Source organism: Micromonospora sp. CA-248260, from assembly GCF_050942205.1.
Classification (GTDB): domain Bacteria; phylum Actinomycetota; class Actinomycetes; order Mycobacteriales; family Micromonosporaceae; genus Micromonospora; species Micromonospora antibiotica.
On sequence record NZ_CP192021.1, the window covers coordinates 4,713,626 to 4,725,100 of the forward strand.

Annotated in this window: 10 protein-coding genes; 5 read left to right on the plus strand and 5 right to left on the minus strand. The window is 69.9% G+C overall.

Translation table 11 applies throughout. The features are described 5' to 3' along the window. Nucleotides 1–95 precede the first annotated feature (95 nt). Both ACQP2H_RS20290 and ACQP2H_RS20295 read left to right on the plus strand, forming a co-directional pair. Nucleotides 96–788, plus strand: coding sequence for a TetR/AcrR family transcriptional regulator (locus tag ACQP2H_RS20290; protein ID WP_255597649.1), 693 nt, complete (start codon nucleotides 96–98; stop codon nucleotides 786–788). A 449-nt stretch (nucleotides 789–1,237) separates the two neighbouring features. Then, nucleotides 1,238–2,356 carry an IS630 family transposase gene (locus tag ACQP2H_RS20295; protein ID WP_357537626.1) on the plus strand — a complete coding sequence of 373 codons (1,119 nt, stop codon included), beginning with the start codon at nucleotides 1,238–1,240 and terminating at the stop codon, nucleotides 2,354–2,356. Between the two features lie 24 nt (nucleotides 2,357–2,380). Here ACQP2H_RS20295 and ACQP2H_RS20300 read toward each other — a convergent pair whose 3' ends face one another. The 5 genes from ACQP2H_RS20300 to ACQP2H_RS20320 form a co-directional block, all read right to left on the minus strand. Further along, nucleotides 2,381–3,385, minus strand: a complete 1,005-nt coding sequence (locus ACQP2H_RS20300) for a tyrosine-type recombinase/integrase (protein ID WP_219463522.1) — start codon at nucleotides 3,383–3,385, stop codon at nucleotides 2,381–2,383. After that, on the minus strand, nucleotides 3,375–3,857 hold the full coding sequence (locus ACQP2H_RS20305) for a hypothetical protein (RefSeq protein ID WP_219463524.1): 483 nt from the start codon (nucleotides 3,855–3,857) through the stop codon (nucleotides 3,375–3,377). The genes ACQP2H_RS20300 and ACQP2H_RS20305 overlap by 11 nt, the downstream gene beginning before the upstream one ends. A gap of 284 nt (nucleotides 3,858–4,141) precedes the next feature. After that, a complete protein-coding gene (locus ACQP2H_RS20310; RefSeq protein WP_374197509.1) occupies nucleotides 4,142–4,930 on the minus strand; it encodes a transposase family protein in 789 nt (262 codons plus the stop codon). A gap of 426 nt (nucleotides 4,931–5,356) precedes the next feature. Further along, nucleotides 5,357–5,992 (minus strand): response regulator transcription factor, encoded by a 636-nt coding sequence (locus ACQP2H_RS20315; protein ID WP_219470164.1) that lies wholly within the window; start codon nucleotides 5,990–5,992, stop codon nucleotides 5,357–5,359. Beyond that, nucleotides 5,989–7,188 carry a sensor histidine kinase gene (locus ACQP2H_RS20320; protein WP_255597650.1) on the minus strand — a complete coding sequence of 400 codons (1,200 nt, stop codon included), beginning with the start codon at nucleotides 7,186–7,188 and terminating at the stop codon, nucleotides 5,989–5,991. The genes ACQP2H_RS20315 and ACQP2H_RS20320 overlap by 4 nt, the downstream gene beginning before the upstream one ends. Before the next feature lie 153 nt (nucleotides 7,189–7,341). Between ACQP2H_RS20320 and ACQP2H_RS20325 the strand changes: the two genes are divergently transcribed. From ACQP2H_RS20325 to ACQP2H_RS20335, 3 genes are all read left to right on the plus strand, one after another. Continuing rightward, nucleotides 7,342–8,091: an ABC transporter ATP-binding protein gene (locus tag ACQP2H_RS20325; RefSeq protein ID WP_219470168.1), complete on the plus strand. Its 750-nt coding sequence runs from the start codon at nucleotides 7,342–7,344 to the stop codon at nucleotides 8,089–8,091. A gap of 2 nt (nucleotides 8,092–8,093) precedes the next feature. Continuing rightward, nucleotides 8,094–10,484 carry an ABC transporter permease gene (locus ACQP2H_RS20330; RefSeq protein WP_219463526.1) on the plus strand — a complete coding sequence of 797 codons (2,391 nt, stop codon included), beginning with the start codon at nucleotides 8,094–8,096 and terminating at the stop codon, nucleotides 10,482–10,484. 182 nt (nucleotides 10,485–10,666) lie between these two features. Beyond that, on the plus strand, nucleotides 10,667–11,473 hold the full coding sequence (locus ACQP2H_RS20335) for a thioesterase II family protein (RefSeq protein WP_219463528.1): 807 nt from the start codon (nucleotides 10,667–10,669) through the stop codon (nucleotides 11,471–11,473). Nucleotides 11,474–11,475: the final 2 nt, after the last annotated feature.

An 11,475-nucleotide genomic window follows, 5' to 3' on the forward strand; every position in this document is an offset into this window, starting at 1 on the left:
GCCGAGTCGCGACACAGCGTGACAAAATGAGGCCGCCCTCATGTTGAGCTTAGCACGAAAGTCGAGGTACCCCTCAAATTGATAGACTGTGGGGTATGCCCCCTGACCGTGCACCAGCCGCGACCCCGGTCTCCGCGCCCGCCCGCCCGCTGCGCCGCGATGCCCAGCGCAATCGCGAGTCGCTACTGGCCGCCGCCCGGGCCACGTTCGCCGAGCAGGGGATGCAGGCGTCGCTGGAGCAGGTCGCCAAGCGTGCAGGGGTGGCCATCGGCACCCTCTACAACCACTTCCCCGCCCGGCTGGACCTGGTGCAAGAGGTATTCGCCGGCAAACTCGCGACCTGGATCGCCGCAGCCGAACAAGCCCTGAGCATGGACGACGCGTGGGAAGGGCTCCGCCTGTTCCTGGAAACCATGTGCGAACTGCAGGCCCGCGACCGCGGCTTCAACGACTTCGCCTCGATCCGGCTGCCAGAGGATGCCTGCCTGGCCGGCCAGCAGACCCGCGTCCACGACCTCGGTGTACGCATCGTCGAACGGGCGCGAGAACAGGGCCGCCTACGAGCCGACCTGGTACCCGAGGACCTCGCCTTCGTCATCTGGTCCCACAGCCGGATCATCGAGGCGACCGACGGGATCGCCCCGCACGCCTGGCGCCGCCACCTGTACCTGATGCTCGACGGGTTCCGCGCTGAGCGCGCCCGCCCGCTCCCCGAACCGCCCCTGACTCCCGGACAGCTCTACCGCGCCATGCTGCGCCTCGGCGGCGGCGACAACAGCACCGACTGACTGCCCGGGACGCCGAGCTGGCGTGTCCCCGTGCAGCTACGCCGCCGGCATGTCCCCTGTCCGGCAACTACATCGCCGGCGACGCCGCTGACCAGCAGCCCGAACGGCTCCACCGACGGTGCCGGTTCCGCGTCGACCATGGCGAACTCCGCTGTGGCCGGCAGGTAGCCGGCAAGGACCACCTGCTGCCCGCCGGTCGTCGAGCGTAGCCGTACGGCGGTCGCGTCAGAATCCGAGTGCTTACCGCCGTGTGTATCACGGCATCGACGACCACATGGCCAAGGTGCGGCAACAGCACACCCAGGCCGGCCGCCGCGTTGATCAGAGTCCACAGCCAGCCAAACGATCACGACCAACTGCTAGTGCCTTGACCACGAACGTTCACGGTGTTGGTTGACACGCCGTCCGGCCTGCTGGTCGGGCGGCGTCGTGGGGGTCAGGCTGTGGCGGTGGCAGATCCTGTACGCGTGCGGCGGCTGAGTGACCTGGAGGGTCAGCAGCTGCTCAGAATCACCCGCCGGGGCACCGGTTCACCGATCCGACTGCGGCGAGCGATGGTCGTGCTCGCGTCCGCTGGTGGGAACACGGTGCCGGCGATCGCCCGTCTCGTGCAAGCCGATGAGGACACGATCCGGCAGGTCGTCCACCGGTTCAACGAGATGGGGATGGCCAGCCTGGACCCTCAGTGGGCGGGTGGCCGTCCCCGCCAGATCAGTCCTGACGAAGAGCAGTTCATCGTCGAGACGGCCAACACCCGCCCCGAGAAGCTGGGGCGACCGTTCACCCGTTGGAGCATCCGCAAGCTCGCCGATCACCTGCGCGTCCACTCCGCTCGACGGGTCCGGATCGAGCGGGAACGGCTGCGGCAGATCCTGCACCGACACCGGATCACCTTCCAACGGACCAAGACGTGGAAGGAGTCCATCGATCCGCACCGGGACGCCAAACTGGCCCGGATCGAGTACGTGAGTACCTGTTTCCCGCAGCGGGTGTTCGCGTTCGACGAGTTCGGGCCCCTGGTGATCCGTCCGCAGGCCGGCGCAGGTTGGGCACCGGCGGGGCACCCGCACCGGTTGCCCGCGAACTACCACAAGCTGCACGGCGTCCGGCAGTTCCACGGCTGCTACTCAGTCGGTGACGACCAGCTCTGGGGTGTCGTCCGGCGGCGAAAGAGCGCCGGCAACACCCTGGCGGCGCTCAAGTCGATCCGGGCCTCTCGACCCGACGGGGCACCGATCTACGTGATCCTGGACAACCTGTCCGCGCACAAAGGGCTCAAGATCCGCAGGTGGGCCGCCCGGAGCAAGGTCGAACTCTGCTTCACCCCGACCTACGCCTCCTGGGCCAACCCGATCGAAGCCCAGTTCGGGCCGCTACGCACCTTCGTCATCGCCGGCTCGAACCACCCCAACCACACCGTCCTGGCGCGTCGGCTACAGACCTACCTGCGGTGGCGCAACGCCAACGCCCGCCACCCCGACGTTCTCGCCGCCCAACGCCGCGAACGCGCCCGAATCCGCAGCGAACGACAACGACGATGGGGCCAACCCACCACCCACGCAGCCTGACCCCAACACCCTGAACGTTCGTGGTCACGGCACTAGCGGGTGGGGTTGGCCGGTGAGGGCGACCAGGGCGGTGGCGACGGCGTGGAGGTCGGCTTTGATGTAGGTGGTGGTGGCGGGTCCGCGGCTGTCGGTGTGGCCGGCGTAGGCGCGGGCTATCCCGTAGCCGAAGCGCCGTTCGACCCAGGTGAGGGTGGTGTGGCGTAGCCAGTGGGTGGAGATGCCCTGCGCGGCGACCCACGGGAGCTGACGCCCGATGCGTTTCCACAGCAGGTCGTAGCGGCGGTAGCTGGCGGGTTGGCCGTTGCGGTAGCGCAGGAGCTTGTCGGTGGGCGCGACGGCGCCGCGGGCGTTGGCGTGATCGAGGAGGCGTTCGGCGAGCATCGGGGTGATGGGTTGCCACCGTTGGGTGCCGCCCTTTTCGGTGAGCCGGATCAGGGCGTGGTCGGTATCGAGGTCGATCAGGCGCAGCGCCAAGGCACCTCCGCGGCGGCAGGCGGTTTCGGTGTGCAGGCGCAGCAGCAGGGCGTCGAGGATGATGTCGTTGCCGCCGCTGCGGGCGGCGCGGTTGATCTCCTCCAGTTCTATCGGGGTGAGGGCGCGGCGGGTGTTGGGCAGCCGGCGGGGCTTGCGCACCCGGTGGGCGGGGCTGTCTACGGCCGTGATGTAGCCGTCGGCGATAGCCCGGGTGTAGAAGGCGCGGGCGGCGGCGACGAAATGCTCGCCGGCGTGCCGACCGTGACGGGAGTTGCGGCGGGAGCGGGCGCCGGCGGTGGCCTGGCGCATGAGGGCTTCGATGTCGCTTGCGGTGACCGTATCGAGGCGGCGGTCGCCGAGGGTCGCGGCCATGCGGTTCCAGTAGCTTCGGTAGCCGCGCCGGGTGCCGGGGCTCGCCGCCGCTTCGACGCGGGGCAGGTATTCGGCGATTGTCGGCACCGCGCGGCTGGTGGTGTCGGTGAGGTCGGCGGCGGTGAGGCCGAGATGGTCGAGCCGCGCTCGGGCGATGGTGATGCGGTCGGGGTCAGCGCTCATCGAGTGCTCCGAGGATGTGGGCGTGCAGGTCGGCCAGGAGCGTGGTGATGGTGTTTGAGGGGTGCACGACGATCAGGTCTCGGCCGCGGAAGGCGGCCAGGAGCACCGGTTGACCGGGAGTGATGCCGCACAGGTGGCGGGCGGCGGCCGGCAGGGGAAGCTCTTCACGGGCGCCCACGACGTGCTCCCCGTCAACGGCAGGGGCGATGAGCAGCGCGGCGTGCACGACGTCGACGCGCAGGGCGAGGCCAGGCGTCCAACCCAGGGCGCGCAGCAGCGGGCGGGCGGTCACCCGACCCGCGGAATCGGGGCGGGCGACGTCGAACAACACCCCGCCGGAGGTCTGGTCAGCGGGCGGCGGCAGGGTCGGCATGGGTGCCGGCTGCGGCGGCGCGACCGGCAGTGGGGTGGGCACGAGCGCCTCGACGAGCTGCTCGTCGTGCCAGCGGGGAGGGAGCGGTCGGCGGCTCACGGCCGTTCCCGCCAATGTGGCCGCGCCAGTGTCAGCGCAGGCGGGGGCGTCCCCCGAGGTTCGTCATGAGCATGGATGCTGCTGGTGGTGATCCGCTGCCCCGCCGTTGCCGGTCGATCTTGCGCGAATCTCCACGAAAACTGGTGTCCGAGGGGGGATGAGCCCCCACGCGAAGCATCCCTGCACACGGTAGGTGTGCATGCAGCAAAGGCTACCGGTCGTATACCCCATGACGGAACCCCTCGGTTCCAGCACGCGCTTCCGCGATGCGGAGGATCCCGAGGTCACACAGCCTGGTCGGCGCGGCCACTAAAGGACGTCTCGTAACTCGGTGAAGGCTTTGCCCGGCACCGGTGCTGGGTCACCCCGTGAGGATGATGTTGTGGAAAGGTCTTCATGCGGGCCAGGGCGTGTTCGACCTGGGCGCGGACGGTGCGGTGTTGCCTGTTCAGCTCCTTCTGCCAATCGGGTAGCTCGCTGCCGTCGGCGGGCTTGCGGTACGGGATGATCACCTCCGGGTTGCCGCGGTAGGCGCCGTCGGCCATGACCGGCCTTCCGGTCAGTTTCTGGTTGATGCCGGAGGTGCGGTAGACGATGGTGTCGTTGCGGTTGCCGGGTTGTGGATCGCCGAGAGCCACGACGAGGCGGGTGTGGGCGTCGATAGCGACCTGCAGGTTCGTGCTGTAGCGGTAGTTCTTGCTCGGGGCGGCCAGACGGTGGTCCCGGGTCGGGACGAGGGTGCCGTCGACGATGGTGATCTGCTCGACCCGACGCCGCCGCCCCGGAGTGAGAGCGAGCAGAGGGCCGAGGGTGTCGATGACCCGGTGCGCGGCGGAGTGCGACACCCCGAACAGCGGACCGATCTGCCGCATCGTCAGGTTCGTGCGCCAGTATGCGGCCACCAGCAACACCCGGTCGGCGAGGTCGAGAGACCACTGCCGGCCCGGCCGACCATCAGCGATCGCATCACCACCACGCTCGGCGACCAACCTGACCAGTCTGCGGAACTGGGCGGGCTGCAGCCCCGTGAACGGGAAGATCCACTCCTGGCGGGCCGCTGAGATTACCTGCACCCCAACATGATCCACCATGGACCGAACGCCGAGTTACGAGACGTCCTTTAGGGCCGCTTCGCGCAGCAGAGCGACAAGGACTAACCCCACGGAAGGCAGGGACCGGAGCCTGCACAACAAGAGGTTCGCCACTGCGACATGCACCCGCGGCCGGCGTGACCAGGGACGCGCTCGGACGCAGCAACGGGCCGTCGGACAGGACCGGACGTGAGGGATGCTCGTCGCACGAGCACCCACCGAGCACCCAACCGACCACAAGGGACGGAAAAGCGAAGGGGCCTGACTGCCATTTCGGCAGGTCAGACCCCTTATAATCTTGTGCGCCCGAAGGGACTCGAACCCCTAACCTTCTGATCCGTAGCCGCCGGAGGCGAGAGGTTCCCGGGTGGCACCTCGGGCGAACCGGTTCAGACCAGGTCACGGTGTTCAGGCGCGCAGGTAGGCGAGGACGGCGAGCACGCGACGGTGCCCGTCGGTGGCGACCGGGAGTTCGAGTTTGTTGAAGATGCCGCCGATGTGCTTGTTCACCGCGGCATCGCTGACGCGCAGCTTCGCCCCGATGTAGGCGTTCGAGCGGCCCTCCGCCATGAGGGCCAGAACCTCCTGCTCACGGGGGCTGAGCCGCTCAAGCGGATCCTGCCGGCGGCGGATGAGCTGGCGGACCACGGCCGGGTCGACCACCGTCTCGCCGGCCGCCACCTGGTCCACCGCACTCATGAAGTCGGCGACCGCGCCGACCCGGTCCTTGAGCAGGTACCCCACCCCGGCCCCGTCGCCGGAGTCGAGCAGTTTGGCGGCGTACGACTGCTCCACGTATTGGCTGAGCACCAGCACCGGCAGGCCGGGCAAGGCATCGCGGAGCGCCACAGCAGCACGCAATCCGTCATCGGAGTGGTGCGGCGGCATCCGCACGTCGGTGATCAACAGGTCGGGTTGGTCCGCGTGCACCGCCTCCACCACGGCATCGGCGTCAGCGACCGCCGCGATGGTCTCGTGACCGAAACGGCTCAGTATGCCGACGAGGCCTTCCCGCAGCAGAGACGAGTCCTCGGCGACGACTATACGAAGGGGCACGGTATCTCCACGTGGATGATGGTGGGGCCGCCAGGCGGGCTGGAGACGCGCATGCGGCCGTCGAGGACGCCGACCCGGTCGGCGAGACCGGTCATTCCGGTTCCGCCACCCTGGTAGGCGCCACCGACGCCGTTGTCGGTGATCTGTAGGGTCAGCACGTCGGCATGGTGCCGCCCGGTGATCCGGGCCTTGGTCGCGCCGCTGTGCTTGGCGATGTTAGTCATCGCCTCGGTGACCACGTAGTACGCGGCCAGCTCGACGGATTGCGGCAGCCGGGCCGGCAGCTGCACGTCGACGGTCACCGGAATCGTGAACCGGCTGGTATTTTCCTCGATCGCGGCGACCAGGCCGTTGTCCGCGAGCACCTGCGGGTTGAGCCCGTGCACCAGGTCGCGCAGCTCCGCCAGGGCAATCGACAGCTGCTCCTGCGCCTCGCCGATCCGCCGGTGCAACGGGGAGTCCGGCTCGGTGTCCAGCTGCATCACCCCGAGCCGCATGCTGAGCGACACGAGCCGTTGCTGGGCGCCGTCATGCAGATCGCGCTCGATGCGGGCACGTTCCGCCTCGAACGCGCCGACCAGCCGGGCCCGGGACCGACTCACCTCGGTGAGCTGCTCACCGAGCTCCTGGTCGCGCGGCGACAGGATGATCCGGGTGAGCGCGGCGCGCGCGCCGGCCCACGCGGTGATGGAGTACGGCCACGCCGACAGCAGCAGTACACCGATGATCGCCCACGGCCACACCGCCGGATCCTGAACCGCGGCCTGGATGCAGATCCACGGCAGCGCGAACGCGAACGCCAGCACCACAAGGTCCAGCCAGCACAGGGCGGTGGTGGAGATGACGGTGAAAGCGAGCTCGCGCCACGTCGCCGGCTCGGTCAGCCGGGTCCGCAGCCAGGCTCGGAAACCGGGGGCGGCCGGCGCCTGGTGAGGGTCGTCGGTGCGGTCCATGTCCACCAGCCGCATCCGCCAGCGCTCCAGGCGGGCCACGGCGAGGCCGGACAGGGCGGTCGCGAGCAACAGCACCAGCCCGACCAGGATGACGAGAGAGATCACGCCGGCCGCGATCAACACGGCCAGGATCCCGAGAGTCACCGCACCGAGCAGGACACCGGAGATCAGGTACGCGAGAGCGCGCCACGGCCAGGAGGTGAACAGGAATCCGAATGGGCGCTGGGCCATCGCTTGCCACGCTGTCCGGGTTTGCACTCCACGACCGTAGGACATCCCGCATGGGCCGCACAGTAGAGCGGACTCTACCTGCAGAACTACAGTCCGGGTCAATGTGCGGGAGCCGGTCGGTGGGGTCTGATGATTGGCATGACGACGACGCATATGACCTCCGTTACGACGGCGGTTGAACTCAACTCCGTCCGCAAGGTCTACGGATCCGGCAACCAGGCCGTGACTGCGCTCGACGACGTCTCCATCGCCTTCCCCCGTGGCACCTTCACTGCTGTCATGGGCCCCTCCGGCTCGGGCAAGTCCACGCTGCTGCAGTGCGCGGCGGGGCTCGACCAGCCGACCTCCGGGCAGATCCTGGTAGCCGGGCAAGACGTCGGCGCGATGGACGAGAATCGCCGCACGATCCTGCGCCGCGACCACATCGGCTTCGTCTTCCAGGCCTTCAACCTGGTCGCCTCGCTGACGGCCGCGCAGAACGTGGAGCTGCCGATGCGTTTCGCCGGCAAGCGGCCCGACCCGGCCGCGGTGCGCGCCGCGCTGACCCAGGTCGGCCTCGGCGAGCGCACCGGGCACAAGCCCAGCCAGCTCTCCGGGGGGCAGCAGCAGCGGGTGGCCCTGGCCCGCGCGCTGATCACCCGCCCCGACGTGCTCTTTGCCGACGAGCCGACCGGCGCTCTCGACACCACCACCTCCGGTGAGGTGCTGACCCTGCTCCGCACGCTCGTCGACAACGAACAGCAGACCACGATCATGGTGACCCACGATCCGGTCGCCGCCTCGTACGCCGATGTCGTGGTCTTCCTCAAGGACGGACGGATCGCCGATCGGGTGACGCTGCGCCGGGGCGACCCGGCCAACCCCCAGCTCATCGCCGCCCATATGACCCGGCTGGAGAACTGATCATGCTCGCACTCGCCAACATCCGCGAACGCTGGCGCTCCTTCGTCGCCGCCTTCCTCGCGGTCGCCTTCGGTGTCGCCCTCATCGGCGTCACACTAATCGTCTACGACTCGGCACGCCCGCAGGTCCAGTCACGCTATGGGGCGGCGCCGGTGCTGGTCATCCCCCACCAGGCCGCGAACGAGAGCGGCACCCCCAAGGATCCGATCCCGTGGAGCGAAACGGACGCGGCGGCCCTCGCCGGCCGGCTCGGCGGGATCGCTGGAGTCCACGGAACCGTGATCGACCGGTCCTTCTACTCCCAGGCGTTCCGCAACGGACAGCCGGTCCACGACGACGCGGCCGAGGACGCCGGGCACGGCTGGTCCAGCACTCTGCTAGCACCGTACAAGCTGGTGGCCGGCACCGCGCCGCAGACTGCCGACCAGGTCGCGGTGGACGCGTCACTGAACGTCGAGCCCGGCGACAAACTCCAGGTCAACCTGGCCTCCGGGCTGCGAGAGCTGACCGTGTCGGGCACGGTCGACGGGCCCGGCTTCTTCTACACAGACACGGCCGCCGCGCAGCTCGATCCGGGTGTGCGGGCGATCGCCCCGCTGCTGGACGACCCAGGTAGGGCCGGCGTCGTGGCGAACCAGGCCGGCACCGTGACCGGCGACGCGGGCACGGTCCTCACCGGTGACGCCCGGTCCGCGCTGGAGCCGCAGTTCGTGGCGCACAAGCGCTTCCTCGGCACCCAACTGATCGCGGCGATGGCCCTCCTCGGCCTGTTCGTGACGGTGTTCGTGGTGGCCGCCACCCTGGCGCTGGCGACCGCTCAGCGGCGGCGTGAGATCGGCCTGCTGCGCACCATCGGCGCCCAGCCCAAGCAGATCCGCCGGATGATCCTCGGCGAGGCGGCCGGGGTCGGCCTGGCCGGCTCGCTGGCCGGCTCGGTGCTGGCGGTGGCGGCCGCGCCGCTGATGAAGGCGATCCTGGTGAGCCTGGACGTGACCGCTCCCGGCTTCGCGATCTCGGTGTCCGCCTGGCCGCTGCTGACCGCGACGCTGATCGGCGTCGGGGTGGCCGTGGTCGGTTCCTGGGCGGCGAGCCGACTGGCCGCGAAGGTGGCTCCGCTTGAGGCGCTCCTGGACGCCCAGTCCGAGAAGCGCGCGATGACGCCGGCCCGGTGGCTCACCGGAGCCGGGACGCTGGGCCTCGGCGCGCTGCTGGCGGTGATGACCGCGGTCTCCGGTGCGGACGACCGGATCAACATGGCGATGGGCGCGGCGATGTGCTTCATCGTGGCGGCGGCGCTGCTCGCTCCGGTCCTCATCGGCCCGGTGGTCCGGCTGGTCACCGCGCCGCTGACCCGGCGGTCCGCCTCGGCCGGCCCGATGTTGATCCGTTCCGAGCTGCTCAACGCGACCCGCCGGGCGGCCTCGACGGCGGCGCCGATCATCGCGGCAGTCGGGTTCGCGGTGCTGATCAGCGGCATGGTGGAGACGATGCGGATGGCGTACCCGGCCGGGGAGACGAAGAAGCTGGCCGGCCAGGTCCTGATAGCACCGGAAGGCACACCGGGTCTGAGCGACCAGGTGGTGACGCAGAACCCGGTGGGCAAGGCGGCACTGCCGACCCGGATCTTCCTGGACCGTCCGGGCAAGGGCCCGACCGTGATCGACGGGCTCGGCTCACGGGACCCCCTCTGGGACAAGCCGGGCGAGGCCGTGCTGGGTGAGAGCACCGCGAAGATGTTCGGCGTTACCGCCGGCCAGACGGTCACCGTCCGCTTCGTCGACGGCCTGAGCGAGACGGTCAAGGTCTCCCGGGTGCTTCCGGACGATCCGGGTCGCGGCGCCTTCGTGATGTCCCGGGCGCTGGTCCGGCAGCACGACCGCGCGGCGCTCACCGACACCATCTTCATCCCGCAGGCCGACGCTCCGCAGACGGTGGCCGCCGGAGCCGCGCTGCACGACGCGCAGAGCTACGCCCTGGCCGACTACAACACCGACGCCCGCCTCACCACCAGCCTCGCGATGATGCTGATCGTGGTGGCGGTCGGCTACAGCGGCCTGGCGGTGGCGAACAACATGGCGATGGCGGCGTACGGACGCAAGGACGACTTCGCGGTGATGAAGTCGGCCGGTGGCACCATGCGGCAGCTGATGAGGTTCGTGGTCGGCGAGACCACGCTGATCTCCGGGATCGGCATCGCGCTGGGCCTGCTGGTGACGCTCCCGCCGCTGGCCGGCATGGCCTCAGGCCTGTCCCAGGTGACCGGCACGGACGTCACGATCCAGCTCAGCGGAGGCGTGGTCACCGCCGCGATCATCGGCTCGCTGATCATGGCGATCGGCGCGAGCGTCGCGGTCACGTGGCGAGTGCTCCGGCCCCGGGTGGCGGCCGGCTGAGCCGGGATGGGGTCCCGTGGCCAGACCCCCATCCCGAGGAGCCCGAGGACGGCGGACCCCCGCCGCTGTCCTCGGGCTCCGTCGTGTCCACCCATCCGCCTAGACGGATCGACGCTTATAGAAAGCAGGTAGCCCCCGGCGATTCGCTACGGCTTCCACCTATCCGATGGGAGGCGATCAGCATGGTCGTCCGGGGGAGCCAGACGTCCGCGCGATGGCTGCGGCCGTGCAACGACGTCGTGTACCCGACCAGCCACCTCGTATGCCTGCCGCACGCGGGAGGCACCGCTCAGGCGTACCGCAGCTGGCCGGGCCGGCTGCCGGCCGACGTGGCGGTGCACTCCGTCCAGTACCCGGGCCGGCAGGACCGGCTGCGTGAGCCAGCCGCCGAGGCGCTGACCGATCTGGTCGGCCCGATCGCCGACGAGCTGACCGCGCTGCTCGGCTCGCCGTTGACCCTGTTCGGGCACAGCATGGGCGCGATCGTCGCCTACGAGGTGACGCTGGAGCTCCAGCGGCGCCACGGCGCGGTCGTCGACCTGCTGGCCGTCTCCGGCTCCCGGGCCCCGGACCAGCGCGAGCCGGGTGACAAGCACAAGCTCACCGACGCCGCGCTGATCGCGGAGATCAGCCGGGTGAACAGCACGTTCGGTGATCTGCTGGCCGCCCCGGAACTGCTCGAGCTGGTGCTGCCCACGATCCGCGCCGACTACCAGCTGATCGGCGGCTACGACCGTACGGCGGTGGTGCCGGTGCGAGCGCCGATGCTGGCCATGGGTGGTGACGCCGACCCGGACGTCAGCCGCGCCGACCTGCTGCAGTGGTCCCGGTTCAGCAGCGCCGGCTTCGACTCGGCCGTCTTCCCGGGCGGCCACTTCTATCTCGTCGCCGACGAGGCGAGCGTCCTGCGCCGGCTGGCCTGCTCTCTGCCGTCCGGCGCCACCCGCCGGCACCAACGGGTCGCCGTCCAACAGCCGTCGAACAGCTAGGG